Source organism: Azonexus sp. GW821-FHT04F04 (genome assembly GCF_059420025.1).
On sequence record NZ_JBWKSX010000001.1, the window covers coordinates 719,098 to 743,966 of the forward strand.

Below are 24,869 nucleotides of genomic sequence, written 5' to 3' on the forward strand. Positions count from 1 at the left end.
ATTCAACGAAAGAGGTGGGCTGGAAAACGATGGCGAATCATAGCCCAGGCTTCATTGGATGAACATTGATGCAGGTGAATTTTCCATTTTGACGATCGATTGCTATATTTGCCATTTAATCGAGCAGCCAATTGACGCGATCTGCTCGCGCGGCCCGTCGCCACTGCGGGCGACTTCGCACATCGCTTCATAGAGTTCACGCCGCGCCTCGGCAGGCGCGGGGTTTCTGCCGGAGGCGTCGAGACGGCCGCGGTATTGCAGTTCGAGCTTGGCGTTGTAACCGAAGAAGTCCGGGGTGCACACGGCGCCATAGGCCCGGGCGACAGCCTGGGTTTCGTCGTAGAGGTAGGGAAACGGAAAGGCCAGTTCGGTTGCCCAGCTTGCCATCGATTTTGGCGAATCTTCCGGGTAGACCGTGACATCGTTGCTCATGATGGCCACACAGCCGATGCCGTGCCCGGCCAGATCGTGGCAATCGCGGATCAGGCGGTCAATGATCGCCTTGACGTAGGGGCAGTGGTTGCAGATAAACATTACCAACAGCCCGTTCGGACCGCGACAGCTGGCTAGCGTGTGGCGCTTGCCATCGATGCCCGGCAGATCGAAGTCGACAGCCGGTCGGCCAAAATCACAGACTGGCGGGTTCAAAGCGACCATGTTTTTCCACTCCAAAACGCATTTCGACCATAATAGCACCGATGAATTCACCCCGTTTTTACTGCCGAGAAGCCCTTTCGCCGGGGGCTCACGTTGAATTGCCGGAGCCCGTGGCACGTCACGCGGTGAGAGTGTTGCGCCTGCCGCCCGGGGCGTCGATGACTCTCTTCGATGGTCGTGGTGGCGAATATCCGGCGCATATCGAACGCATCGAGCGCGACCGGGTGATGGCCGTGCTGGGGGCTTGGGTTGAAGTCGAGCGAGAATCGCCGCTGGCCATTACCCTGGTTCAGGCTCTGCAAGCTGGCGACAAGATGGATTTCACCATTCAGAAAGCGGTCGAGCTGGGCGTTCGCCACATCGTGCCGGTCGAGAGTCGGCGCAGTGTCTTGCGTCTGGCCGGCGAACGGGCCGGCAAGCGGGTGGCGCACTGGCAAGGGGTGGTTGCATCGGCTTGTGAGCAATGTGGTCGTAATCAGGTGCCCGTGGTGGCGCCGCTCGAGAGGCTGGAAAACTGGCTGGCCAGGCCGGCGCATGGCGCCATGCGCCTGATGCTGGCGCCGGATGCCGAACAGACGCTGGCCTCGATCCGGCCGGTCGGCGAGGTTCAGCTGCTGATCGGGTCCGAAGGGGGGCTTGATCCGCAAGAAATGATCGCCGCGCAGTCGGCCGGCTTTCAGGCGGTACGCATGGGGCCGCGCATCCTGCGCACGGAAACGGCAGGCCTGGCTGCGCTGGCAGCGATGCAGGTGCTTTGGGGTGACTTCAGGGGGGAGTAGGCAATGTTTGAATCGGCAGAGCTCGGCCACAAGATCGACAAGGAAACATTCAAAAAGGAAGTGCCGAAGCTGCGCGCTGCCTTGCTTGACGCGCAGTACGACATGCTGGAAAAAAAGGAGTTTCCGGTCGTCATCCTGATCAGCGGGGTTGACGGCAGCGGCAAGGGGGAAACGATCAACCTGCTTTATTCCTGGATGGACCCGCGTCATATTTCGACGCTGGCTTTCTCGGCGCCTTCCGATGAAGAGCGCGCCCGTCCCTACATGTGGCGCTACTGGCGGGCCCTGCCGCCCAAAGGCAAGGTCGGCATCTTTGCCGGATCGTGGTATTCGCAGCCGATTACCGATCGTATCAATGGGGATATGCGTCGTTCCGAGTTGGACGAGCGGCTCGATGACATCAATCGCTTCGAGGCCATGCTGGTCAACGAAGGCGCGCTGGTTCTGAAATTCTGGTTCCATCTTTCCAAGGATGGCCAGAAGACACGGCTCAAGGCTTTGGAAAAGAATCCGAACACGGCCTGGCGCGTCACGAAGGAAAGCTACGATCGCCTGAAAACCTACAGCAGGCTCCAGGAAGTGGCTGGCCACGTGCTGCGCGTCAGCAATACCGCCCATGCCCCATGGATCATCGTTGAAGGCACCGATGACGAATATCGTTCGCTGACCGTCGGCCGCATCGTGCTTGATGCGATGAAGCGTCGACTGCTGCAGGAAGGCCGACAGCAGGTGCCGGTGGCGCCGCCGATCGTCCATGCCATCGACCAGAAGAACGTGCTCAGCGAGCTGGATCTCAAACAGAAGCTGGCCAAGAAGGATTACGAGAGCCAGTTGGCCAAGTATCAGTCGCGTCTTTCTGAATTGGTGCGTGACCCGCGCTTTGTTGGCAAGCGTTCGCTGGTGGTGGTTTTCGAAGGGTCGGATGCGGCCGGCAAGGGGGGCGCCATTCGTCGCATCGGCGCCGCGATGGATGCACGGCAGTACCAGATCGTGCCGATTGCCGCGCCGACAGAGGAGGAGCGCGCGCAGCCTTATCTCTGGCGCTTCTGGCGGCACCTGCCGAGGACCGGGCGGGCGGCCATTTTCGACCGTTCGTGGTATGGCCGCGTGCTGGTCGAGCGGGTCGAGAGCTTTTGCACCGAGGCCGACTGGCTGCGCGCCTACGCCGAGATCAACGATTTCGAGCACCAGATGGTCGATTCCGGCGCCATCGTCGTCAAGTTCTGGCTGCAGATCAGTGCTGACGAGCAGTTGCGCCGTTTCAAAGAGCGCCAGGACACCGAGTTCAAGCGCTTCAAGATCACCGACGAGGACTGGCGCAACCGCGAGAAATGGAACGACTATGTGTCCGCCGTTTGCGACATGGTCGACCGCACGTCAACCGGGCTGGCGCCTTGGACGTTGGTTGAGGCCAACGACAAGAACTTCGCCCGGGTTAAAGTGTTGAAAACCTTGTGCGAGCGCCTTGAAACGGCACTCAAAGACGACGACGGAAAATATTCGGAAAAATGAGCGATACCCCTTACGACGAGCACTTCGTCTCCTGGTTCAGGGCCGTCACGCCCTACATCAACGCCTTTCGCGGCAAGACTTTCGTCATTGCCTTCGGTGGCAAGGCGGTGGCGAGCGAGTTCGCCAAGACGCTGGCTTACGACGTCAATCTGCTGGTCAGCCTGGGTATCCGCCTGGTGCTGGTGCACGGGGCGCGACCGCAGATCGAGGAAGAGCTGCGCGAGAAGAACCTGGAGTCGGTTTATCACCGTGGCTACCGGGTGACCGACGCCGAGGCGCTCGATTGCGTGCTCGATGCGGTGGGTAGCGTTTATCTCGAAATCGAGGCCATGCTGTCGCAGGGCTTGCCGAATACGCCGATGGCCAACAGCCGCATCCGGGTGATAGGTGGCAATTTCATCACCGGCCAGCCGATTGGCGTGCTCGACGGTATCGACATGCAGTACGCCGGCAAGGTGCGCAAGGTCGATAGCGAAGGCATCAATGCCCAACTCGGCCTCGGCAACATTGTGCTGCTCAACTGCGAGGGGCCGTCGCCGACCGGCGAGATTTTCAACCTGCAGATGGAAGAAGCGGCTGAAGCGGTGGCTATCGCCATCCGGGCCGACAAGCTGGTGTACCTGACCGACAGCCGGGGCGTCACCGACAAGGAAGGCGAACTTCTCGACGCCATGACGGCCGACGAAGCATCGCAAATGCTGCGCGACGCCGACTGGCTGTCGGCCGATATCAAGCGCTATCTGCCCTGCGCCGTGCGGGCGAGTCGGACCGGCGTCGGCCGCGTGCACCTGATCAGTTTTGAGCAGGATGGCGCCTTGCTGCGCGAGCTATTCACGCACGATGGCGTCGGTACCGTGGTCACCCGCGAATCGCTGGAGAATATCCGTGAAGCCAAGCCGGACGACATCGCGGCGCTGATTGCCCTGATCGAACCGATGGAGCAGGAAGGTATCCTCGTCCATCGGCCACGCGAATTGCTCGAGCGCGAAATCGACCGCTTCTCGATCATGCTGCACGACGGCATCATCGTCGGCTGTGCTGCGCTCTACACCCATTCCGAGGACGAGGCCGAACTGGCCTGCCTGGCAGTCAGCCACGAGCACCGCGAATGGGGTTATGGCGAGCAGTTGATGCTGCGCATCGAGCAGCGTGCCCGCAAGGCTGGCATCAAGCGTCTGTTTGTGCTGACCACGCGTACCGAGCACTGGTTCGTCGAGCGCGGCTTCAAGCTGGGCACGGTCGATGACCTGCCGGCCAACAAGCGCGACATGTACAACTATCAGCGGCGTTCCAAGGTGCTGTTCAAGACTTTATAATTCCCCGCATCAACCCCCACGGAGTTTCACATGGCACGTACCGTCAATTGCATCAAGCTCGGCCGCGAGGCCGAAGGCCTCGATACGCCACCCTACCCGGGTGCGCTCGGCCAGCGTATTTTTGAGAATGTTTCGAAGGAAGCATGGCAGCAGTGGATCAAGATGCAGACCATGCTCATCAACGAGAATCGTCTGAACCTGGTCGATGCCAAGCATCGCAAATACCTGACGGAGCAGCTGGAAAAGCACTTCTTCGGCGAAGGCGCCGACAAGATTCAGGGTTACGTTCCGCCGGCCGCCTGAGCGACCGGATGTTCATGAAAAATCCCGCTGCGGCGGGATTTTTGTTTTTTAGGCGATCTTGCTCAACGCGTAGAAAATCAGCATGCCGCCGCCCATGGCGGTGACGGCCAGGATGGCGCTGGTTCGTTTGAGGCCACTGGCCTGTTCTTCGATGAATTGCTCCAGCCCGTCGAACAGCTCGGGAAAGGCGGCGATGTCGCTATGGTTCTGCTTGTTCATGGGTTCTCCTTGATCAGCCGGTCTTTGGCTTGGCCAACCCCGCAACTATCGCCAGCCAATATTGCAGGGGCATGACGGATTTTTTGTATCTCGGTTGCGGGCAGATGAATGCCACGGTCAACCGGGAAAAACGGCCGAAAATGAAATCAGGCTAGAACTTCCGAACCAGCAAATGTCGTCCATCGATGGCACTGTTGCGCACTTCGCTGAAGCCCAGGTCACGGAAGCGCCGGGTTTTGGCGGCTGAAACGAGAATTCGCCCGGACTTGAAGTTTTCCTCCAGCCATTCAATGCGCGCCTTGATCAGGGCGCGGCCGATGCCTTTGCCGCGGCGTTCCGGGGTGACTGCCGAGAGGTAGAGGATGTGGGTGCTGGACGCCCAGTCGGCAGCCTTGACGCCGCCAACGGCGATGATTTCCCCGGCATCCATGGCGACGAAGAAGCGCCGGTAAAAGGCACTGTCGTCGCCGCGCAGTTCCTTGGCAATGCGCTCGGCGCTGTAGCGTTCGGGGTCGGCAAAGGCGTTGAAGATCAGCGTCACGCTCGCGTCGAGGAGGGCCGGACTGCTGGTGTCCAGCGTGTCGATGCGAATTTTCCCCATCGCTCGGTTCAGGGGGCGAAGGGTTGAACCTGGCGCAAAAGCAGACCGAACTCGGCGGCGCGGCGGGCGGTTTCGCGATTGATTTCGGATTGTTTCTGGCCGAAGGCATCGCGTTCCTGCCGACTGCTTGTGGCCGCCTCGATGCTGCGCAGGCAGCGCCAGCGATAGCCTTGGCGGGTCGGGAAAAGGCGCATCTGGCTCTTGTCGTGATGGACGCGGCAGCAGTAGCAAAAAACGGTTTCAGTCATGACAGCCTCCGTGTGTTGCAGATGACGGGCAGCATGGATCGCCCATGTTTCCGGAAGATGACGGAATTTCGTTGGCGCCATATTTGCTATGTCACAGCTTTGCAACACAGCCTTCCTACACTGGCCGCCGGGTTTACATGGAAAAAAACAATGATCGTTCTGATCGATGATGAAGCTGCGGAGTTGCGGCGGATCATGGCCGAGGGACTTCTTTACCCGGTCTTTCAGCCGATCCTTGATTTTCGGGTGCGGGCCATTCTTGGCTACGAATCGCTGATTCGCGGGCCGGAGAACAGCTTCCTGCATTTTCCCGATCAACTGTTTGCAGCGGCAGCGCGCAACGAGTTGACCCTTGATCTCGAGCATGCCTGCCGCGAAGCCAGCTTGCGCGCCTTTGCCGCGCAGCGCCTGCCCGGGCGGCTGTTTCTCAACGTCACGCCGGGCTGCCTGCTCGATGACCGCCTGATGAACGGTCATACCCGCGAGCTGCTCAACGAACTGGGTATCACGCCGAACCGTATCGTCATCGAGCTCACCGAGAACCAGAAAATCACCGATATGCCGGGCATTCTCGAGGCCTTGCAACACTATCGCGGGCGTGGCTTCCAGTTCGCCATCGACGATCTGGGCGAGGGCTTCGCCAACCTGCGCATGTGGTCGGAATTGCGTCCCGAGTTCGTGAAGATCGACAAGCATTTCATCAACGGCATCGCCAACGACCGGATCAAATTCCATTTCGTGCGCGCCATGCAGGATCTGGCGGAAATCTGCAACGCCTTGCTGGTCGCCGAAGGCATCGAGCGCAGCGAGGATTTCATCTGCCTGCGCGATATGGGGATCGCCTGCGGGCAGGGCTATCTGATCGCCCGGCCGGAGAGTCATCCGATGCGCCTGCTCACCGATCCGATCCTGATGGCCCTCGACAAGCAATCGCTGTCGCTGACGCCGATGACCGGCGGTCCGGGAAAGCTGCCGACAGCGCGCAATCTGGCCAGGCTGATCGAACCGGTGCCGATGAACGCCAGCAACGTAAACGTCATCGCCCGTTTTGAAGCCGATCCGGATCTCGATGTCCTGCCCGTTGTCCAGGGCACCCAGCCGGTCGGCATGATCAACCGGCACAGCATGATCGACCGCTTTGCCCGACCTTTTCGCAAGGAGCTGTTCGGGCGCAAGAGTTGCGATTTGTTCATGGATCATGCGCCGCTCGTCGTCGACCAGTTTGCCACCATCCAGGAGCTGGCGATGATGCTCTCGCTGGCCCCCAAGCACTATCTGTTCGACGGCTTCATTGTCACAGCACAGGGCAAGTACATCGGTGTCGGCAGTAGCCACGACCTCATGGCAACGATCACCGAAATGCAGATCAGTGCGGCGCGCTACGCCAATCCGTTGACCCAGTTGCCGGGCAACGTGCCGATCAACGAGCACGTCGATCGCATGCTGGAAGCCGGCAAACCGTTTATTGCTGCCTACATCGACATCGACAACTTCAAGCCCTACAACGATGCTTTTGGCTACCGGCGCGGCGACGACGTCATTCAGACCCTGGCCCGGGTGATCTGCGAAGCGTGCGACCAGCAGACGGATTTCGTCGGTCACATCGGCGGTGACGACTTTTTCGTCATTTTCCGCAGCGAAGACTGGGAAATTCGCTGCTGGCAGATCATCAGCACCTTCAGTCAGGCCATGGGCAACATGCTCGGCATCGAGGAACGCCTGCGCGGCGGCTACATGGCTGAAAACCGGCGGGGCGAACTGACCCTGCAGACCTTGCCGACACTATCCATCGGCGCCGTCAAAGTGGGGGCGGGCGACTGCGAATCGCACCGCGAAGTCGCCGCCGCCGCCTCGGCGGCCAAAAAACAGGCAAAGAAAAAAGCCAAGGACCCGGCCAACGAACCAATGGGCGGCAGCCTGTTTGTCGAACGCCGGCGGATCGGCAGTGCTGACATGCAGCCGACGGCCACTCGCTACATGAACTGATTGTTCGTTTGGCGGAGTCCGGGGCCGTGGCCATCTCCACGGTCAACCGGAAAAAATGCCAAAAAATGAAATGTCCCGACGGGGCCTTCGGGCCGGATTTAGCCCGCTCGCGAGGCGGCGAGCAATCGGGCGATCAGGTCATACAATTCATCGGCCCGGATCGGCTTCGAGAGGTAGTCGTCCATGCCTGCGGCGACACAGATTTCGCGATCACCCTGCATGGCGTTGGCGGTCATGGCGATGATCGGCAGGCGCTTCTTGCCATGCTCCTGCTCCAATTTTCTGATCTGCTGCGTCGCTTCAAGGCCATCCATGATCGGCATCTGCATGTCCATCAGGATGAGATCGAAGACGCTCGCTCCATTCGTCGCGAGATCAAGCCCGCAGGCCCCGTTTTCGGCCAGCGTAACGTGGTAGCCGGCGCGCTCGAGCAAGGCGGTCGCCAGCTTCTGATTGACCCGGTTGTCTTCAACCAGAAGGATTTTTGCATTGCCCCCGGCGCCCGGCGAAGCTTTGCTCGGGGCGACGCTGCCCGGGCTGGCGGCCGGCTCATCGGCGATTGCGAGATCCAGCGCGAAATGGAAGGTGCTGCCCTGTCCGGGCGAGCTTTCCAGCCACATGCCGCCGCCCATCAGGGTGACAAGATGACGGGAAATCGAGAGCCCGAGCCCGGTGCCGCCAAAGCGCCGGCTGGTCGAACTGTCTTCTTGGGCAAACGACTCGAAGATATGCGCCTGCTTGTCGAGCGGTATGCCCACGCCGGTATCGCGTACGGCAAAGTGCAGGCGCGCCATGCCGCGCGGCAGGATCTGGGCGCTGACCGTGAGTGCGACCTCGCCCCGGTCGGTGAACTTGATGGCGTTGCCGAGCAGGTTGAGAAGAACCTGCCGAATGCGCAGCGGGTCGCCGCGCAGGCGGCGCGGAACGCCCGCCTCGACGGTACAGCTGACCTGCAATTGCGTCTTTTTCGAATTGAGTGCCAGCGGTTGAACGGCTTCATTGACCATTTCCGGAAGATCGAAATCGATCGTTTCGATGCCGAGCTTGCCCGCCTCGATCTTCGAAAAGTCGAGGATGTCGTTGATGATGCCGAGCAAGGCATTGGCCGATGATTTGACGGTTGCCAGATAGTCGCGCTGTTCGGCCGTCAGCTCGCTGTCAAGAACCAGATCGGTCATGCCGATGATGCCGTTCATCGGGGTCCGGATTTCATGGCTCATGTTGGCGAGAAACTCGCTTTTTGCTCGATTCGCCGATTCGGCTGCATCGCGCGCCTGCATCATGGCCAGACGAACCGTTTCACGTTCATTGACCAGGCGGGAGATCGTTGTCGTCAGTTCGGCGATGTCGTCATCGCTGACCGGCATCTCGGCGTCGTGCAGGTGGCCCAGGCCGGAGAGCAGTTCGCGCAAGGCAATCAGGGCCTTCTCACGCGATGCCAGCTCGTTGCGCAGGCTGCCGGCAGTGCGGCTCAGCAACTCGAAAGTCGGGCGAAACTCGAGCGGCACATCGGCCGGGCTGATCGCCTCGACGTCACCCTTTTCGGCCGAATGCTGCTCGAACAGCCGGATGCGGTCGAGGGCGCTGAGCCAGCGCTTGAGCGGAAACCAGATCAGCAAGAGGCCGCCGGCAAAACCGGCAACAGCCAGCTCGGCAGCGGCCAGGACCAGTTCCCAGATGGCGCCGGCAATGCTGTCGACTGCGAAGGTCAGGCGCAAGACCCCGTAATCGATCCCGCCGGCTGAAATGTTGCGATTTACATCGTAAAGCTGGTTGGCTATCCGCTCATGCAGCCAAGCTGGCGGCGTGCTCTCGGGCTTGATCGGATTGGTGCTGCGCACGACGCCACCTTCAAGGTCGATGAAGGCTGCCGACTCGAACTGCGAGCGGGCAATGGCACGTTCCAGAGTGCGATTGATCGTGTCATAGTCGCCGATCACAGCACTCTCGGCGATCACCTGGGCGACCACCTCGACGAGCATGGTCGATGAGTCCTGCGCATCCTGAACGCTGATCCGGATCTGCGCCTGATAGAACAAGGCCAGCCCGATGCCGATAAACAGCAACAAGGTCGCCGAGTACAGCAAATAGACGCGGGCGACCAGCGTCTCGGGCAACAGGCGGGAAAGCAGCGATTTCACGTTGGCGGGTGCCACTCCTTAGCGCAGGGCGGCCGGTGCCGACTGGTAGAACTTGCGATAACTGGCGTAGTCGGCGTTGCTCGACGGGATGAAGTAGACATCGTCGCTGAGACCGGCGCTGAGCGACGCCTGGTGAAGAATTTCCCTGCCCCTGGCATCCTGAACCATGCCATGGAAAGCGGCAGCCACAGCCTTCAAATCCTTTTCGGGAACCCTGGCCGAGGCCATCAGGGCAAGGTCGTGATAGCCCTCGGATGACCATAGGACGCGGAACGCTTTTTTCTCACGAGCGGCATAGCCTTCAATCAACTGCGAGTTGCTGCCGACAGCCTTGACCTTGCCGGCGAACATCTGCGCGAAGGCCGCGTTCTGGTTGCCACCGAAGACAACCTTGACGTCGACCCCCTTGGCCAGCAAATGGGCGTAGGGCACCTTGTAACCGATGAAAGCCTCGGGGCCGGCAAACGCCATTTCCTCGCCCTTCAACTGTTCCAGCCTGGTAATCGGCGAATCGGCCGGAACCGCAATCTGGCCGTGCACGGCCGACGTCTGGCGACGACCAAAGACCTTCCAGCCGAGCTTGTCACGTTCCGGGCTGAACAAATGGTTGGTGAAGACGAATTCGACTTCCTTGGCCAGAACGTAACTCGTCGTGTCGGCCGAGGTGCGGCCGATTTTCAACTGCAGCTTGACGCCACTTTTCTCCGAAACGTAGTTGATGATCGGGTTCCAGTATGCCGCCGTCTTGTTGATGTCCCACTGGTTGACCGGGGAAAATCGATAGGTCGACGACTCCTCGGCGAAACCGTTGGCAGCGAAGGAAATGGCAGCGATGCAGCCGAATAGAAAGCGAAGCATGGGAATCCTTGGAGGGGTTGTTATAAGTTATTGTATTTGTGAATTTTAGTGTTTTGTGGGATTTGTTCAATGCGCTTCGTTTGGGTCTCTCAGCGTTTGATCAGCGCCTGATCAATCTGAAGGGCTTTTTGCTCGATATCGGCATCGCTGTCGGCGTAACGCCGGCTGATGGCAAGAAACTTGTCCTGCAGCGCGATGAAGGCGTCGACGATGTCCGGATCAAAGTGTGTGCCGCGCCCGTCCATGATGAATTGGATGGCCTTGTCATGCGGCATTGGATCTTTGTAAGGGCGGCGGCTGATCAACGCATCATAGACGTCGGCCACAGCCATCAGTCGGGCTGAAATCGGGATGGCGTCGCCAGCCAGGCTTTCCGGATAGCCGCTGCCATCCCATTTTTCCTGATGGCTGTAGGCGATCTCCTTGGCGTAGGTCAGGAATTCGACATTCACCCCGAGGCGGGACTCGGCCGTCGCAATGGCATCGCGGCCCAGCGTCGTGTGCGTCTTCATGATCGCGAACTCTTCCGGTGTAAAGCGTCCGGGCTTGAGAAGGATATGGTCGGGAATGCCGACTTTGCCGATGTCGTGTAGCGGTGCCGACTTGAACAGCAGCTTGATCGTATGCTCGGTCAGAAATGCCGAGAAACGCGGATGGGACCGCAGTTTTTCGGCCAGCGCCTGAACGTAATACTGGGTGCGGCGGATGTGGTTGCCCGTTTCGTTATCGCGTGTTTCGGCCAGTGAGGCCATGGCCAGGATGGTCACGTCCTGAATCGCCTCGATTTCCTCGGCGCGGCGGGCAACTTCTTTTTCGAGATAGACCGCCTTGTCTTCCAGGAAATCGGCCGAGGCCTTGAGCTGGAGGTGGGGCTTGATGCGGGCGAGGACGACCTTCTGCCGGATCGGTTTGGTGATGTAATCGACGGCGCCCAGTTCGAATCCCTTTTCCTCGTCGTCGCTGGAGACGTTCGCGGTCAGGAAAATGACCGGAATGCCGGCGGTCAGCGGGTCGGCCTTGAGCCGGGAGCAGACTTCATAGCCATCCATCGCCGGCATCATGATGTCGAGCAGGATGAGGTCAGGCAACTCCTCCGCTTTCAGCATGGCCAGTGCCTGCGGGCCGGAGGCTGCTTCCCTGACCCGGTAGTGCTTCTTGAGGACAGCCGACATCAAGGTCAGGTTGAAGGGGGTGTCATCAACTACCAAAATCAATTTGTTCGGCGCTTGATGGGGAGGCGCGGTCATTTCGCAGTCCTTGGCAATCCTGTTTGGCTGGCAGCTGGGCAGCCTTAAAACAGCATTTTAGAACGATCTCGGCGGCAAGCTGCAGCTTGTTGTCAGGATCTGGTGGTGACGGCCTGGCCTCTGGCTCAGTAAAAAACCTGCCCCAGGTCCAGCGTTGCGCGTTGCCCGACGCTGCTTCGATGTGCTGCCAGCCAGGCTTGGGCATGCTCGCGGCCGCTGTCACGCAGGCTTTCGAAAAACGGCAGGTTGACGGCCAGTTTGCTGCCGGCCGGCAGTTCGCCGAGCAGGGCGTCGGCGGTGATGGCGTGGAAGCGCAACTGCTCGATGCGGCGTTCCAGCCGGCCGACCGGTAGCCGGTTGAGCAGCCATGTCGGCAGAACCGAGGGGCTGACCTCTTCGCGCAAGTGGGCGAACATCCGCATTTCACGCAGGAAGGTCGCGTTGAACGACAGTTCGAGCAGGCGCTGCCGGATATCCTCGGCCGAAGCCGGCGTTTCGCTGTAACGCAGCGGCGTCAACAGGATGAGCAGGATGTCCGGCGAGGTGCATTGGTAGGCCAGCGGGAAAACTGCCGGGTTGGCGCTGTAGCCACCGTCCCAGTACGGCTCGCCGTCGATCACGATGGTCCGGTGAATGGTCGGCAGGCAGGCCGAAGCGAGCAAGGTGTCGACCGACAGCTCATGGTTGCGGAACAGGCGCAGCTTGCCGGAGTTGGCGTGGGTGGCGGCGATGAACAGTTTGACCGGGGCATCGTGGCGTAGACGGGCGAAGTCGAACTGTTCGCCGAGAATGTCGCGCAAGGGGTTGAGGTCGAAGGGGTTGAGTTGCTCGGGACTCAGATGGTTGGTCCATTGCAGCATCAGTTTGAGGGCCGGGTTCACCTCGCCGCCGGCATCGCCGGACTTGGCGAAGGGCGAACTGGCCGCGACGCCCGTCCAGAAGCGGGCCAGCGCTTCGCGAGCCCCATCGCGGCCGCCGGTCATCAGGCCGTGCGCCAGGCACAGCGCGTTCATTGCGCCGGCGCTGGTGCCGCTGACGCCGTCGAACGTGAAGGCCGAATCTTCGAGCAAGGCGTCGAGGACGCCCCAGGTGAATGCCCCGTGGGCGCCGCCGCCCTGCAGGGCGAGGTTGATTGCGTGTGTCTTGGCGGGTTTCAGGTGCATGCCACGGTCAACCCGAAAAAATGCCTGAAATTGAAATCGTCCGTCGAGCTCATGGCCGGTCAGCGACAGCCTCGATGATCGGCGCTGGCGTCACCGAGGTCGGTTGCTGGAAGGGGTTGCCCTGGATCAGCACGATGGCGGCTGTTGGCGCTGCGGCGAGGGCGAACAGGATGACGGCGACCATCGCGGCGCGAGGTTTGTCGACATGGACGACGGAAACCGAAAGCAAGGTCAGGAAACCAAGAAAGGCCATGCCCAGCCACTTGAGCGGATTGACGTGGGTCTGGCTGAGGCCGATGCGCAGGTCGCGCTCGTCACGAATTTCGATGGCCTTGCGCAGCATCAGCGCCTGCACGTTGTCACCGGCGCCGGCAGCGATTTTGGGGCTGGCCAGCAAGGTCAGCAGCGCATCGGCCAGGGCGGTGACCTCGGGGCTCGACTGGCGCGCCGCCAGCATCGGCCATTCGCCAGCGCTGGACCGGCCGTAATGCGACACGGCAGTGCGCACCTCGCCGCGCAGCGGTTCGGCTAGTTGCTCCGAGAGGACGGCAATGCTGCGCAACGAGTCAGCCTCCTTGAATACGGCATTCATCGCCCGATCGTGGGCGCTCCACGTGTCGTTGGCGAGGAAGGCCAGGGTCAGCCCGAAAAGCACGCCGATAATGTTGATGAAGGGCGGCGCCACACCCTGCAGCGAAGCGATCCAGCTCGCCCAGCGCGGCCGGTGCAAGGCCCACTGCACGGCAGCGACTGCGGCAAAAGTGCCGGCGACGGCGAGGAAGGCATAGCCATAATGGTCGTAAATGTGCCAGTTGCTTGAAGGCATGCGGGGAATATCCGTTTCCTGAAACCAGACTACCGAGTCTGGGCGATGGCGACGTCCGGCGTCAATCTTTCCGCCGTGAAGCGCATAAAAAAGCCCGGCAGAGCCGGGCGAAAATGAGGGACAACTTTTTTATTGGTAACGCAGATGCGATCAGGCCGCTTTCGGGCGCGCCGCTGCGCGCTTGCGGGGTGCCGGTTTGCTGGTGGCAATGATTTCCGTGGTTTGATGAATTTCCTGTTCGGCCCGCGTCACTGTTTCGATGGCCGCCGAACTGAGGTCGTGCAAGCCAAGTTCAGCATTTTGCAAACCGAGTTTCACTGCCCGCAAGGGGAGCTCGGCTTCCCATGGGCAGGTCTTGGTGGCGCGATTGATCGTCGCGAAAACGATTTCATCAACGACGCGGACTTGGGATTCGGCATTGAGAATCATCGCCTTGTGCGTCTCGCCGATGATTTCCAGCGTGCCGTCCAGCAAGCGGCTGGCCCGGGCGGCAGATTCCAGCCAGACGGTGGCGGGAATCTGGGTCATCGTGCCGATCTGGCCGGAACTCAGATGCGACCAGTGGCGGCTGCCGGTATGAACGGCTTCGCGGCTATTGGCAGAAAGCAGGCTGGAAAAACGCTGCCCGGCATCGATACAGGCGGTCGACAGGTCGAGCAGTACGTTCAACGCGCGATCGCGGCTTCGGGCGATTTCATGAGAGGACAAATACATGGGCGCTCCCGACGGGATTTGATCGTCGAAGAATAGCGCCCGGATGTGACAGAAAAATGAATCGACAAACCGATCAGCGAATGGTCTTGACCCCTTCCGCCGTGCCGAGCAGCAGCAGATTGGCCGGGCGCACGGCGAACAGGCCGTTGGTGACAACGCCGGTGATCTGGTTGATATGCGCTTCGAGGCCTTTCGGGTCGGTGATGGCCAGACCTTTGACATCAAGGATCAGGTTGCCGTTGTCGGTGACGAAACCCTCGCGCAACACCGGCGTGCCGCCCAGCTTGGCCAGTTCGCGGGCAACATGGGCGCGCGACATGGGGATCACTTCGACCGGCAGCGGGAACTTGCCCATCACGTCGACCAGCTTCGAGCCGTCGCAGATGCAGACGAATTCGCGGGCCACGGCGGCAACGATCTTCTCGCGTGTCAGGGCGCCCCCGCCGCCCTTGATCATGTTGAGGCCGGCGTCGATTTCGTCGGCGCCATCGACGTAGACGGGAATATCGTCAACGTCATTCAAGTCAAAAACCGTAATGCCATGGCCTTCCAGGCGCTTGCGGGTGGCCTCCGAACTGGCCACGGCGCCTTTGTATTTGTCCTTGAGCGGAGCCAGTGCGTCAATGAAAAAGTTGGCGGTCGAGCCGGTGCCAACGCCGATGATGCTGCCGGTCGGTGCCGTCTGCGCGACGTAGTCGGCGGCGGCTTGGGCGACGGCCTGTTTGAGTTCGTCCTGAGTCATGCTGTACTCCTGAATTGGCTTGGGCGCATTTTACTCCGTCGATCTGGTCCGAAACTGTCATAAAAGCTTAACCTTGGCGTGCTTTCATATTGACTAAACTAGCCATACTGTTTTTTAGGGAGAGCACGATGAGCGAAAAAACCAAGAAGGCCCCGGCAGGCAAGCCGGCTGCCACGCCAAAACCGCCGAAGAAGCTGGTTCCGCGTACGGCACCAAAGGTCGAGGTGAAACCTGTTGAGGTGGTCGCCGAGGCTATCGTGGCGCCTGTGGTCAAGGTTGCTCCGCCAAAACCGGTGCCCGCCGCTGCAGAGAAACAGGCGCCCGTCAAACCGGTTGCCAGCAAGCCACGGGTGGCACGCAAGCCGACCCAGGTCGAGGCCGCCGTCGCCAAGCATCAGAAGGTGCTGGCCGATGCCCTGGTCAAGGCCCAGGCGATCAAATACGATCAGCCCAAAGTCATGAAGCAGGAAGCGGCGAAAGCCACCAAGCCGGCCAAGGCCAAAAAAGTGAAGCTGGTGCGCGACAGTTATGCCATGCCGGACACCGAGTACGTCCAGATCGGCGTGCTCAAGAAGCGCTTGAGCGGGCTCGGTAGTGAGGTCAAGAAAAGCGAACTGCTGCGTGGTGGTATCGCAGTGCTGGCTGCGTTGAACGATGCCGAACTGAAAGCCGTAATGGGGCGCGTCGAGCGCATCAAAACGGGGCGTCCGGCCAAGTAGGCAAAAAGTAATAGTTTTTCGATTGTTACAGCCTGTCATTTGGCTGTAACAATCGGCGGGTAATCTCCTCGGTGTTGTCCAATCAACCCTGTGCAAGGAGTTATCCAATGCTGAATTCAAAACTCGTTTCCGCCCTCGCGGTCGCTGGCGTCGCCCTGATTGGCGCCCAATCCGCCCAGGCTCAAGTTATTAAAGTTGACGGTTCTTCTACCGTCTATCCGATCACCGAAGCGGTGGCCGAAGAATTCCAGAAAGCCAAGAAGAACGCCGTCAAGGTCACCGTCGGTATTTCCGGTACGGGCGGCGGCTTCAAGAAGTTCTGCCGCGACGAAATCGACATTTCCGATGCCTCCCGCCCGATCACCAAGGCGGAAATGGAGCTGTGCAAGACCGCTGGTGTCGAGTACATCGAAATGCCGGTCGCCTTTGACGCGCTGACTGTCGTTATCAACCCGAAGAATGCCTTCCTCAAGCAGGCCACCGTCGCCGAAATGAAGATGCTGTGGGAGCCGGCCGCCCAGGGCAAGATCATGAAGTGGAACCAGGTCAACCCGGCCTGGCCCGATGCGCCGGTCAAGTTGTTCGGTGCTGGCGCCGACTCCGGTACCTTCGAGTATTTCACCGAAGCCATGGTTGGCAAGGCCAAGTCCTCGCGCGGCGACTACACCGCTTCCGAAGACGACAATGTGCTGGTCCAGGGCGTTTCGCGTGACGTCAATGCCATCGGTTACTTCGGCTACGCCTACTATGCCGAGAATACCGGCAAGCTGAAGGCCCTGCCGATCGTCAATCCGAAGACCGGCAAGGCTGTTGAGCCGTCTGCTGCCAATGTCGAAAACGGTACCTACGCGCCGCTGTCGCGTCCGATCTTCATCTACGTCAAGGCCAAATCGCTGCAGAAGCCTGAAGTCAAGGAATTCATCGAGTTCTACATGAAGAACGGTGCTGCGCTGACCAAGGAAGTCAAGTACGTACCGCTGCCGGCTTCTGCTTACGCCGGCAACCTTGAGCATGTTAAGAAGAACAAGATTGGCACGGTGTTTGGTGGTCATAATGAAATTGGCATTACCATTGAAGACCTGATGAAGCGCGAAGCAAAGATGTAAGCTCCGATCTGGCGGACTTCGGTCCGCCAGGCGCAGAAGCCCGGCCTCGGTCGGGCTTCACTCCGAAAGGAATCTTCAAGTGAATCACGCTATGACAGCCAACAACCCCTCCGACCTGCCAATGGTGAGCGACCGCCTGTCGCGCAAAGCCATGCGCCACGTCAGCGAGCGCCTCATCGAAGCACTGCTCTTCGCTGCTGCCGCTGTTTCGGTGCTGACCACCGTCGGCATCGTCTATGTTCTCGTTTCCGAGTCAGTCCAGTTCTTTCAGCAGGTCAGCATCGTCGACTTCCTGACCGATACCCAATGGACCCCGCTTTTCGATGATGCCCACTTCGGCATCATGGTGCTTATTTCCGGCACCCTCGTTTCCTCGCTTGTCGCGCTCGTCGTAGCGATACCGATGGGGACGATCATCGCCATCTACCTGTCCGAGTTCGCCCATGGCAACGTTCGTGAAATCGCCAAGCCGATTCTCGAACTGCTTGGTGGTATCCCGACCATCGTTTTCGGCTACTTTGCGCTGCTCATCGTGACTCCGATGCTGCAGAAGCTGATCCCGTCACTGCCCGGTTTCTCGCTGCTCTCTGCCGGTCTGGTCATGGGCATCATGATCGTGCCCTACATCGCCTCGTTGTCCGAGGATGCCATGCGCGCCGTGCCGATGAGCCTGCGCGAAGGCTCCTATGCGCTGGGTTCGACCCGTCTGCATACCGCCCTGCACGTCGTCGTGCCGGCAGCTTTCTCCGGTCTGGCCGCTTCCTACATCTTGGCTATTTCGCGCGCTGTCGGTGAAACGATGATTCTCGCCGTTGCCGCCGGCATGCAGCCGAACCTGACCTGGAATCCGATGGAGCCGGCCGCAACCATCACCTCCTTCATCGTCCAGGTTGCCCTCGGCGATCTGCCGCACGGCTCGATCGGCTACCAGACCATCTTCGCCGCCGGCCTGACGCTGATCCTGATCACCCTGATGTTCAATATCCTCGGCCAGTGGCTGCGCCGCCGATATCGGGAGAACTACTAATGTCATCGACTATCCTGACAACGGAACAAATCCGCGCCCTGATCGCCAGGGGCAAGCTCAAGGACACCATCTTCAAGGTGCTCGGCATCTTCTGTCTGGCCGTCGCGTTGCTCGTCATCGTGCTGCTGATTTCCGACATGGTGGCAAAGGGTTCTGAGCGTTTTACGCTTGATTTCTTCTTCAACTTCGCCTCGCGGCGCGCCACGCAGGCCGGTATCCTTTCGGCCTGGGTCGGCTCGCTGCTGGTCATGCTGGTCACTGCCCTGGCTGCTGTGCCGATCGGCGTGGCAGCCGGCGTCTATCTCGAGGAATACGCCAAGCGCAACTGGATCACCGAGATCATCGAGATCAACATTACCAATCTGGCCGCGGTGCCGTCGATTGTTTATGGCCTGCTCGCCCTCGGCATCTTCGTCTATACCTTCGGATTCGGGCAAAGCATCCTGTCGGCCGGCCTGACGCTGGCACTGTTGATCCTGCCGATCATCATCGTGTCGACTCGCGAAGCGATCCGCGCCATTCCGGCGATGATCCGCGAAGGTTCGATGGCGGTCGGTGCAACGCGCTGGCAGACCTGCCGCTACCACATCGTCCCCTACGCCATGCCCGGCATCCTGACCGGCGTCATCATCGGTCTCGCCCGCGCCATCGGCGAAACGGCACCGATCATCACCATCGGCGCCCTGACTTTCATCGCCTTCCTGCCGCCGGTGCCTTACACCGAGATCAGCGCCGGCGTGAATGCCGGGTTGTTCGACTGGGTGATGTCGCCCTTCACTGTGATGCCGATCCAGATCTTCAACTGGACCTCGCGCCCGGATCCGGCCTTCGAAGTGAATGCTGCCGCCGCCGGCTTCGTGCTGATGGCCATGGTGCTGACCATGAACGGTATTGCAATTTATCTTCGCTACAAAATGCGTAAAAACATCAAGTGGTGATTCCACGGTCAACCGGAAAAATCGCCCAAAAATGAAATCCGAAATGGAGTCTCCGATGCAGATTCATGACACCCCGACCCTCAAGGCCGAAGCTCGCAACCTGAACTTTTTCTACGGTGAAGCCAAGGCGCTCAAAGGCATCAACATGCCGATCTACGACAAGAAGGTTACCGCCCTGATCGGTCCTTCCGGTTGCGGAAAATCGACCTATCTGCGCAGTTTCAACCGCATGCACGACCTTTATCCGGGCAACCGTTACGAAGGCGAAATCCGCTTCTTCCCGGACAACACCAACCTGCTCTCGCCGGATGTCGATCCGATCGAAGTCCGCATGCGTGTCGGCATGGTTTTCCAGAAGCCGAATCCGTTCCCCAAGACCATCTACGAAAACGTCGCCTATGGCCTGCGCGTCCGTGGCGAGAACAATCGTCGTGTGCTCGACGACAAGGTCGAACACGCCCTGCGCGGCGCGGCAATCTGGGATGAAGTCAAGGACCGCCTGCAGGACATGGCGCCCAACCTTTCCGGCGGCCAGCAGCAACGCCTGTGCATTGCCCGCGCCCTGGCTACCGACCCCGAACTGCTGCTTTTCGACGAGCCAACCTCGGCGCTTGACCCGATCGCCACCGGCGCCATCGAAGAACTGGTGCACGAACTCAAGAAGCGCGTCACCATCCTGATCGTTACCCACAACATGCAACAGGCTGCCCGTGTTTCGGACTACACCGCCTACATGTACCTGGGCGAGCTGATCGAATTCGGCAAGACCGACGAAATCTTCATCAAGCCGCAAGACAAGCGCACTGAAGATTACATCACCGGCCGCATGGGTTAATCAGGGGATATGAAATGAACGAAAGCCAACACCTTTCCAGCCAGTTCGACGACGAACTCAGCCGCCTGCGCACACATGTACTGCAGATGGGTGGTCTGGTCGAAACCCAGGTTTCCGCTGCCATCGACGCATACTCCACGGGCGAAATCTCCAGCGTCAAGACCATCGTCGAAACCGACCGCAAGGTCAATGAACTCGAAAAGGCTATCGATGACGACTGCGCCCACGTCATCGCCAAGCGCCAGCCGACCGCCTCTGACCTGCGCCTGATCCTCGGCATCAGCAAGATCGTCACCGATCTTGAGCGGGCCGGCGACGAGGCCAAGAAGATCGCCAAGGGCGTCCGCCGCATCTATGAAAACGGCCATTTGCCCGGGCAATACGGTGTTGGCGTCCGCCATCTGGCCGAAGCTGCGCTGATCATGGTGCGCCAGGCACTCGACGCCTTTGCCCGCCTCGACACGCCACAGGCGGCCAATGTCATCAGGGCAGATACCGACGTCGATGCTGAATTCAAGTCGATCATCCGTCAGCTCATTACGCACATGATGGAAGACCCGCGCACCATTACCACTTCCATCGACATCATCTCGATCGCAAGGGCCATCGAACGCATCGGTGACCACGCCAAAAATATCTCGGAACAGGTCGTGTTTATCGTCGAAGGCCGTGACATCCGCCACACCAAGGAGAAGGCGCAGTGACTCCGACCATCCTGGTTGTCGAAGACGAGCCGGCCATCCAGGAACTCGTCACCATCAACCTCAAGCACGCCGGCTTTCTTGTCGTCCGTGCCGGTAGCGCCGAGGAGGCTGAGTCGGCCATCCGTGCTGCGCTGCCCGATCTGGTCATTCTCGACTGGATGCTGCCCGGGCAGTCCGGCGTGGCGCTGGCCAAGAAAATCCGGGCCGATGAGCGGACCCGCGAACTGCCGGTCATCATGTTGACCGCCCGCGTCCACGAAGAAGACAAGGTGCAAGGCCTCGAAGCCGGCGCCGACGACTACATCACCAAGCCTTTCTCACCCAAGGAAATGGTCGCTCGCGTCCGCGCCGTGCTGCGTCGGCGGGCCCCGCACCTGGCCGGCGAAGCGGTCGAGATCGGCAGCCTGGCGCTCAATCCGGCGACCCATCGCGTGTTGGCCAGCGGCCAGCCGATCGAACTCGGGCCGACCGAGTTCCGCCTGCTCTTCTTCTTCATGACCCACGCCGAACGTGTCTACACCCGTGCCCAGTTGCTTGATGAAGTCTGGGGCGACCACGTCTTCATCGAAGAGCGCACGGTCGATGTCCATATTCGCCGTTTGCGCGCTGCGCTGGAAGGTTCCGGCAACCACGAACGCGTCGAAACGGTGCGCGGAACGGGCTACCGCTTCCGGGGAGCCTGAGCGACGTGCCGTCGCAAATCGTCAACGCCCTCGTACTGATCCTTTTGGCTGCAGGCATTGCCATCCCGGTTGGCTACTTTGTCGTGCCGTGGGCCGGTTGGGCCGTCTTCTGCGCCGGGCTCGGCCTGCAGATGCTCTTCAACTTTCGCAACTTCGCCCGACTGGATCGTTGGTCACAGCGTCCCATCGTTGATCCCAGCCTGGAAGGCGAGGGGGCTTGGGATGGTATTTTTGGTCGTCTTTATCGGCATGAAAAAGACCTGCGTACCCAGATCTCTGATCGCGATGACCAGATCGAGCGTCTTTTTGCCGCGCTTCAGGCGCTGACCGATGGTGTTGTCTCGCTCGATCTGAATCATCAGATCATCTACTGCAACACAACGGCGGAAGATCAACTTGGTCTCGTCTCGGAAACCGATCGCGGGCAGCCCATCATCAATCTGGTGCGCCAGCCGGAGTTCGTCGCCTACCTGGAGGGCTGTGATTTTGAGCGGCCGCTGACCCTGCGTTCGGATCGTGGAGCGGATCGTGTCCTGTCGATCCATGTGGTTCCCTATGCAGGGAATCGGCGCCTCATGCAGATCAAGGATGTCACCCAGAGTGACCGTCTCGACCGCATGCGTCGTGATTTCGTGGCCAACGTCTCACACGAACTACGTACGCCGCTCACCGTCCTCGCCGGCTTCCTTGAAACGCTGCAGGAAATAGAACTCGACCGCGACGACCAGCGTCGCTATCTGGACATGATGGCCGAACAGTCAAAGCGCATGGAGTCCATCGTCCAGGACTTGCTGACCCTGTCTTCCATCGAGTCGGCACCGCCGCCCAACAATGATCTGGTCGATATGAGCAACCTCATCGACAAGCTGCGTCGCGATGGCGAGGCGCTGTCAGGCGGTCGGCACACTATCGTGGCCGAAACCGACGGACAGTGCGACCTGCGTGGTTCGGAACCGGAACTGGTCAGCGCCTTCGGCAACCTTGTCGCCAACGCTGTGCGCTATACGCCGGCCGGCGGCACTGTGCGCATCGAATGGAAAGTCACCCCGCAGGGGGCGGAGTTCTCTGTCGAAGACACCGGGATCGGTATCGAGGCCAAACACATTCCGCGTCTGACCGAGCGTTTCTACCGCGTCGACCGCGGCCGCTCGCGCGATGCCGGTGGTACCGGGCTTGGGCTGGCCATCGTCAAGCACTCGCTCAATCGCCATCAGGCTCAGCTTGATATCAAAAGCGCGCCAGGCATTGGCAGCCGCTTTGCTGCGAAGTTCCCGGCAACTCGCCTGGCCAGGGTCTAATCCTTTTCGTTCGGTCTGTTGCGCCCGTGGGAAAAGTGTCGGGCGCCCGGGTAACGTTACTGTCACTTGCGGCGACTAAAGTGTCACGACAGCTTGAGACATTCAGGAAGCTAGGCTTGGCCGACGGTGGCCAATGAATCTCTTGATGCTTTGATCACGCGCCCAACTGGAGATTTCATGAACGCAGACAAGACCGTAGCGCTGAGCGATTACGAACGACGGGTGCATGCCGAAATGCTGGACAGTTTTGATGAAGAACTGGAAATGGAAATCGACGACGATCGCATGAATGAGTTGATTGCCGAGGCGACTACGGCAGCCAGCACCTCCGCAGATCTGGAGCGGCATTTTTACTTCAAGGAGCTGTTCCGCCTGCAGGGCGAACTGGTCAAGCTCCAGGACTGGGTGGTCCACAAAAAACTTAAAGTCGTCGTCCTGTTCGAAGGCCGTGATGCCGCCGGCAAGGGTGGCGTCATCAAGCGCATCACCCAGCGTCTGAATCCACGTGTCTGCCGCGTCGCAGCCCTGCCGGCTCCAAGCGAACGGGAGCGCACGCAGTGGTATTTCCAGCGTTATGTCTCCCATCTGCCCGCTGCAGGCGAGATGGTTCTTTTCGATCGCAGCTGGTACAACCGGGCTGGGGTCGAGAAGGTAATGGGTTTTTGTGATGAGGATGAGTACGAGGAATTCTTCCGAACCGTTCCCGAGTTCGAGAAGATGCTGCTGCGATCCGGCATCATCCTGCTCAAATACTGGTTCTCGATTACCGACGACGAGCAGGAGCTGCGCTTCAAGATGCGCATCCACGATCCTCTCAAGCAATGGAAACTGAGCCCCATGGACATGGAGTCCCGCCGCCGCTGGGAGGATTACACCAAGGCCAAGGAAACGATGCTTGAGCGCACGCATATTCCGGAGGCGCCATGGTGGATCATCGAAGCGGTGGACAAGAAAAAGGCCAGGCTGAACTGCATTCACCATCTGCTGAGTCAGGTTCCCTACGCCGAGATTGAGCGAGACGAAGTCGTCCTTCCCGAGCGTGTGCATAACCCGGATTACCTGCGCAATCCGGTGCCTGCAGAAATGTTTGTGCCGGCTGTCTATTGAGTCGTCGTTAGATGAGCGCGATAGCGGACGAAGGGGCGGCCAAGCCGGCCCTTCTCCGGGCAGATCTTTCATACGGTTCGGATTCTGCCGGCCTGATCTGCGGTTATGCTTTCGGGCCGGGGGCGAGCGGGCAACCCATTGACTCGGCTGCTGCCGCAAAATGGCTGGTTGCCCACCAAGGCGAGAGCGGCCCAGAGTTTGTCTGGCTCCATTTCAGTCTGACCAACGTCAACTCGGAAAAGTGGCTGGTCGATCACCTCTCCTTGCCTGCGCATTATTTCGAAACCATGCGGGAAGGACCGGCCTCAACCCGGATCGAGCAGGACGATGATTGCCTGATCGCGGTGATCAACGACCTCATCTATGAGTTCTCCTACGATGCGACGCAGACGGCCACTTTGTGGATGTGCGTCAGCGACAGGGTCGTTGTCAGCGCGCGCCTGCACCCTTTGCGCAGCGTTGACCGGCTTCAAATGTCAATCAAGGGCGGGGCGTTAATTGCCTCGCCGGTGGCCCTGTTGGCCCAACTGTTGCGCGGGCAGGCCGATGTCCTGCAACAAATTGCGCGCAATGCGACGGCCGAAGTTGATCTGATCGAAGACAAGTTGCTTGCCGGGCAGGTCGACACAAAGCGCAGCACGCTCGGCTCCTTGCGACGGGTTTTCGTACGCTTGCGACGCCTGCTGGCGCCGGAGCCGGGCGCGCTGTTCCGTTTGCTGAACCGTCCGCCCTCCTGGTTTGATGAGGAGGATGCTCAGGAACTGCGGGCTGCTACCGAGGAATTCTCGGCCGTCCTCAGCGATCTTGCTGCACTCCAGGAGAGAATCAAGCTGCTGCAGGAGGAAATCGCGGCACACACCACCGAGCAGACGAATCGCAGTCTTTTTCTTCTCACCATGGTGACTGTCATGGCGTTGCCCATCAACATCATTGCCGGTTTGCTCGGCATGAATGTCGGAGGGATTCCCTTCGCCGAAAGCGCCTACGGGTTCTGGCTGATCGCCGGCATCGTGGCGGCCTTCACCTCTTTTGCCGGTTGGTACGCCTTTTCACGGCGTCGGGATACCCGCTTCTCTCCCTGATCAGTGCCTGTCGGCCGGCCAAGCGCACAGGCCCGCCATTGGGCCCCCCATCTATGCC

Annotated in this window: 26 protein-coding genes; 15 read left to right on the top strand and 11 right to left on the bottom strand. The window is 60.0% G+C overall.

The window, feature by feature from the left end; translation table 11 throughout:
- Window positions 1-102 precede the first annotated feature (102 nt).
- A complete protein-coding gene (locus tag AC07TV_RS03475; protein ID WP_494647007.1) occupies window positions 103-657 on the bottom strand; it encodes a thioredoxin family protein in 555 nt (184 codons plus the stop codon).
- A 41-nt stretch (window positions 658-698) separates the two neighbouring features.
- Here AC07TV_RS03475 and AC07TV_RS03480 point away from each other — a divergent pair, with 41 nt between their 5' ends.
- The 4 genes from AC07TV_RS03480 to AC07TV_RS03495 are packed head-to-tail and all read left to right on the top strand — an operon-like array spanning window position 699 to window position 4,567.
- The gene (locus AC07TV_RS03480; protein ID WP_494647008.1) at window positions 699-1,436 is read left to right on the top strand and encodes a 16S rRNA (uracil(1498)-N(3))-methyltransferase; all 738 of its coding nucleotides are present in this window, start codon (window positions 699-701) and stop codon (window positions 1,434-1,436) included.
- Between the two features lie 3 nt (window positions 1,437-1,439).
- Window positions 1,440-2,948, top strand: a complete 1,509-nt coding sequence (pap, locus tag AC07TV_RS03485; protein ID WP_494647009.1) for a polyphosphate:AMP phosphotransferase — start codon at window positions 1,440-1,442, stop codon at window positions 2,946-2,948.
- Window positions 2,945-4,264 carry an amino-acid N-acetyltransferase gene (gene argA, locus AC07TV_RS03490; protein ID WP_494647010.1) on the top strand — a complete coding sequence of 440 codons (1,320 nt, stop codon included), beginning with the start codon at window positions 2,945-2,947 and terminating at the stop codon, window positions 4,262-4,264. Before pap ends, argA begins: the two co-directional genes overlap by 4 nt.
- Window positions 4,265-4,294: 30 nt before the next feature.
- Window positions 4,295-4,567 carry an oxidative damage protection protein gene (locus tag AC07TV_RS03495; RefSeq protein ID WP_494647011.1) on the top strand — a complete coding sequence of 91 codons (273 nt, stop codon included), beginning with the start codon at window positions 4,295-4,297 and terminating at the stop codon, window positions 4,565-4,567.
- 48 nt (window positions 4,568-4,615) lie between these two features.
- Here the strand turns inward: AC07TV_RS03495 and AC07TV_RS03500 are convergent, their stop codons facing one another.
- From AC07TV_RS03500 to AC07TV_RS03510, 3 genes are all read right to left on the bottom strand, one after another.
- Window positions 4,616-4,786: a hypothetical protein gene (locus AC07TV_RS03500; RefSeq protein WP_494647012.1), complete on the bottom strand. Its 171-nt coding sequence runs from the start codon at window positions 4,784-4,786 to the stop codon at window positions 4,616-4,618.
- Between the two features lie 151 nt (window positions 4,787-4,937).
- Window positions 4,938-5,387: a GNAT family N-acetyltransferase gene (locus tag AC07TV_RS03505; protein ID WP_494647013.1), complete on the bottom strand. Its 450-nt coding sequence runs from the start codon at window positions 5,385-5,387 to the stop codon at window positions 4,938-4,940.
- 8 nt (window positions 5,388-5,395) lie between these two features.
- The gene (locus AC07TV_RS03510) at window positions 5,396-5,635 is read right to left on the bottom strand and encodes a hypothetical protein (RefSeq protein ID WP_494647014.1); all 240 of its coding nucleotides are present in this window, start codon (window positions 5,633-5,635) and stop codon (window positions 5,396-5,398) included.
- 150 nt (window positions 5,636-5,785) lie between these two features.
- Between AC07TV_RS03510 and AC07TV_RS03515 the strand changes: the two genes are divergently transcribed.
- Entirely contained in the window at window positions 5,786-7,621 is a 1,836-nt protein-coding gene (locus tag AC07TV_RS03515) for a GGDEF domain-containing protein (protein WP_494647015.1), read from the top strand.
- Window positions 7,622-7,719: 98 nt separating this feature from the next.
- On the opposite strand, the gene AC07TV_RS03520 is transcribed toward AC07TV_RS03515, so the two are convergent.
- From AC07TV_RS03520 to rpiA, 7 genes are all read right to left on the bottom strand, one after another.
- Entirely contained in the window at window positions 7,720-9,762 is a 2,043-nt protein-coding gene (locus AC07TV_RS03520; protein WP_494647016.1) for a hybrid sensor histidine kinase/response regulator, read from the bottom strand.
- Window positions 9,763-9,780: 18 nt separating this feature from the next.
- Window positions 9,781-10,620, bottom strand: coding sequence for a phosphate/phosphite/phosphonate ABC transporter substrate-binding protein (locus AC07TV_RS03525; RefSeq protein WP_494647017.1), 840 nt, complete (start codon window positions 10,618-10,620; stop codon window positions 9,781-9,783).
- A gap of 89 nt (window positions 10,621-10,709) precedes the next feature.
- The gene (locus AC07TV_RS03530; RefSeq protein WP_494647018.1) at window positions 10,710-11,867 is read right to left on the bottom strand and encodes an HD domain-containing phosphohydrolase; all 1,158 of its coding nucleotides are present in this window, start codon (window positions 11,865-11,867) and stop codon (window positions 10,710-10,712) included.
- A gap of 125 nt (window positions 11,868-11,992) precedes the next feature.
- Window positions 11,993-13,030 carry a patatin-like phospholipase family protein gene (locus AC07TV_RS03535; protein WP_494647019.1) on the bottom strand — a complete coding sequence of 346 codons (1,038 nt, stop codon included), beginning with the start codon at window positions 13,028-13,030 and terminating at the stop codon, window positions 11,993-11,995.
- A gap of 49 nt (window positions 13,031-13,079) precedes the next feature.
- Window positions 13,080-13,856 carry a bestrophin-like domain gene (locus tag AC07TV_RS03540; protein ID WP_494647020.1) on the bottom strand — a complete coding sequence of 259 codons (777 nt, stop codon included), beginning with the start codon at window positions 13,854-13,856 and terminating at the stop codon, window positions 13,080-13,082.
- A gap of 150 nt (window positions 13,857-14,006) precedes the next feature.
- A complete protein-coding gene (locus tag AC07TV_RS03545) occupies window positions 14,007-14,570 on the bottom strand; it encodes a hypothetical protein (RefSeq protein WP_494647021.1) in 564 nt (187 codons plus the stop codon).
- Window positions 14,571-14,643: 73 nt separating this feature from the next.
- Complete coding sequence (gene rpiA, locus AC07TV_RS03550) at window positions 14,644-15,312, bottom strand: ribose-5-phosphate isomerase RpiA (protein ID WP_494647022.1); 669 nt, start codon at window positions 15,310-15,312, stop codon at window positions 14,644-14,646.
- A 128-nt stretch (window positions 15,313-15,440) separates the two neighbouring features.
- Between rpiA and AC07TV_RS03555 the strand changes: the two genes are divergently transcribed.
- The 10 genes from AC07TV_RS03555 (at window position 15,441) to AC07TV_RS03600 (ending at window position 24,811) form a co-directional block, all read left to right on the top strand.
- Window positions 15,441-16,031, top strand: a complete 591-nt coding sequence (locus AC07TV_RS03555) for a hypothetical protein (RefSeq protein WP_494647023.1) — start codon at window positions 15,441-15,443, stop codon at window positions 16,029-16,031.
- Window positions 16,032-16,138: 107 nt separating this feature from the next.
- Window positions 16,139-17,137 carry a PstS family phosphate ABC transporter substrate-binding protein gene (locus AC07TV_RS03560; protein WP_494647024.1) on the top strand — a complete coding sequence of 333 codons (999 nt, stop codon included), beginning with the start codon at window positions 16,139-16,141 and terminating at the stop codon, window positions 17,135-17,137.
- Window positions 17,138-17,216: 79 nt separating this feature from the next.
- A complete protein-coding gene (pstC, locus tag AC07TV_RS03565; protein WP_494647025.1) occupies window positions 17,217-18,164 on the top strand; it encodes a phosphate ABC transporter permease subunit PstC in 948 nt (315 codons plus the stop codon).
- Window positions 18,164-19,102, top strand: coding sequence for a phosphate ABC transporter permease PstA (gene pstA, locus AC07TV_RS03570; RefSeq protein WP_494647026.1), 939 nt, complete (start codon window positions 18,164-18,166; stop codon window positions 19,100-19,102). The genes pstC and pstA overlap by 1 nt, the downstream gene beginning before the upstream one ends.
- A gap of 55 nt (window positions 19,103-19,157) precedes the next feature.
- Window positions 19,158-19,937, top strand: a complete 780-nt coding sequence (pstB, locus tag AC07TV_RS03575; protein ID WP_494647027.1) for a phosphate ABC transporter ATP-binding protein PstB — start codon at window positions 19,158-19,160, stop codon at window positions 19,935-19,937.
- Window positions 19,938-19,951: 14 nt separating this feature from the next.
- Window positions 19,952-20,641 (top strand): phosphate signaling complex protein PhoU, encoded by a 690-nt coding sequence (phoU, locus tag AC07TV_RS03580; RefSeq protein ID WP_494647028.1) that lies wholly within the window; start codon window positions 19,952-19,954, stop codon window positions 20,639-20,641.
- Window positions 20,638-21,324 (top strand): phosphate regulon transcriptional regulator PhoB, encoded by a 687-nt coding sequence (gene phoB, locus AC07TV_RS03585; protein ID WP_494647029.1) that lies wholly within the window; start codon window positions 20,638-20,640, stop codon window positions 21,322-21,324. Before phoU ends, phoB begins: the two co-directional genes overlap by 4 nt.
- A gap of 5 nt (window positions 21,325-21,329) precedes the next feature.
- On the top strand, window positions 21,330-22,622 hold the full coding sequence (gene phoR, locus AC07TV_RS03590; protein WP_494647030.1) for a phosphate regulon sensor histidine kinase PhoR: 1,293 nt from the start codon (window positions 21,330-21,332) through the stop codon (window positions 22,620-22,622).
- 177 nt (window positions 22,623-22,799) lie between these two features.
- Entirely contained in the window at window positions 22,800-23,729 is a 930-nt protein-coding gene (gene ppk2, locus AC07TV_RS03595; RefSeq protein WP_494647031.1) for a polyphosphate kinase 2, read from the top strand.
- Window positions 23,730-23,740: 11 nt separating this feature from the next.
- Window positions 23,741-24,811, top strand: coding sequence for a transporter (locus AC07TV_RS03600; protein WP_494647032.1), 1,071 nt, complete (start codon window positions 23,741-23,743; stop codon window positions 24,809-24,811).
- Window positions 24,812-24,869 lie beyond the last annotated feature (58 nt).

Excerpts from the sequence above, each read along its gene's own strand:
- AC07TV_RS03475 (WP_494647007.1), bottom strand. The coding sequence starts at position 657 with ATGGTCGCTTTGAACCCGCCAGTCTGTGATTTTGGCCGACCGGCTGTC.
- AC07TV_RS03480 (WP_494647008.1), top strand. The coding sequence starts at position 699 with ATGAATTCACCCCGTTTTTACTGCCGAGAAGCCCTTTCGCCGGGGGCT.
- pap (WP_494647009.1), top strand. The coding sequence starts at position 1,440 with ATGTTTGAATCGGCAGAGCTCGGCCACAAGATCGACAAGGAAACATTC.
- argA (WP_494647010.1), top strand. The coding sequence starts at position 2,945 with ATGAGCGATACCCCTTACGACGAGCACTTCGTCTCCTGGTTCAGGGCC.
- AC07TV_RS03495 (WP_494647011.1), top strand. The coding sequence starts at position 4,295 with ATGGCACGTACCGTCAATTGCATCAAGCTCGGCCGCGAGGCCGAAGGC.
- AC07TV_RS03500 (WP_494647012.1), bottom strand. The coding sequence starts at position 4,786 with ATGAACAAGCAGAACCATAGCGACATCGCCGCCTTTCCCGAGCTGTTC.
- AC07TV_RS03505 (WP_494647013.1), bottom strand. The coding sequence starts at position 5,387 with ATGGGGAAAATTCGCATCGACACGCTGGACACCAGCAGTCCGGCCCTC.
- AC07TV_RS03510 (WP_494647014.1), bottom strand. The coding sequence starts at position 5,635 with ATGACTGAAACCGTTTTTTGCTACTGCTGCCGCGTCCATCACGACAAG.
- AC07TV_RS03515 (WP_494647015.1), top strand. The coding sequence starts at position 5,786 with ATGATCGTTCTGATCGATGATGAAGCTGCGGAGTTGCGGCGGATCATG.
- AC07TV_RS03525 (WP_494647017.1), bottom strand. The coding sequence starts at position 10,620 with ATGCTTCGCTTTCTATTCGGCTGCATCGCTGCCATTTCCTTCGCTGCC.
- AC07TV_RS03530 (WP_494647018.1), bottom strand. The coding sequence starts at position 11,867 with ATGACCGCGCCTCCCCATCAAGCGCCGAACAAATTGATTTTGGTAGTT.
- AC07TV_RS03535 (WP_494647019.1), bottom strand. The coding sequence starts at position 13,030 with ATGCACCTGAAACCCGCCAAGACACACGCAATCAACCTCGCCCTGCAG.
- AC07TV_RS03540 (WP_494647020.1), bottom strand. The coding sequence starts at position 13,856 with ATGCCTTCAAGCAACTGGCACATTTACGACCATTATGGCTATGCCTTC.
- AC07TV_RS03545 (WP_494647021.1), bottom strand. The coding sequence starts at position 14,570 with ATGTATTTGTCCTCTCATGAAATCGCCCGAAGCCGCGATCGCGCGTTG.
- rpiA (WP_494647022.1), bottom strand. The coding sequence starts at position 15,312 with ATGACTCAGGACGAACTCAAACAGGCCGTCGCCCAAGCCGCCGCCGAC.
- AC07TV_RS03555 (WP_494647023.1), top strand. The coding sequence starts at position 15,441 with ATGAGCGAAAAAACCAAGAAGGCCCCGGCAGGCAAGCCGGCTGCCACG.
- AC07TV_RS03560 (WP_494647024.1), top strand. The coding sequence starts at position 16,139 with ATGCTGAATTCAAAACTCGTTTCCGCCCTCGCGGTCGCTGGCGTCGCC.
- pstA (WP_494647026.1), top strand. The coding sequence starts at position 18,164 with ATGTCATCGACTATCCTGACAACGGAACAAATCCGCGCCCTGATCGCC.
- pstB (WP_494647027.1), top strand. The coding sequence starts at position 19,158 with ATGCAGATTCATGACACCCCGACCCTCAAGGCCGAAGCTCGCAACCTG.
- phoU (WP_494647028.1), top strand. The coding sequence starts at position 19,952 with ATGAACGAAAGCCAACACCTTTCCAGCCAGTTCGACGACGAACTCAGC.
- ppk2 (WP_494647031.1), top strand. The coding sequence starts at position 22,800 with ATGAACGCAGACAAGACCGTAGCGCTGAGCGATTACGAACGACGGGTG.
- AC07TV_RS03600 (WP_494647032.1), top strand. The coding sequence starts at position 23,741 with ATGAGCGCGATAGCGGACGAAGGGGCGGCCAAGCCGGCCCTTCTCCGG.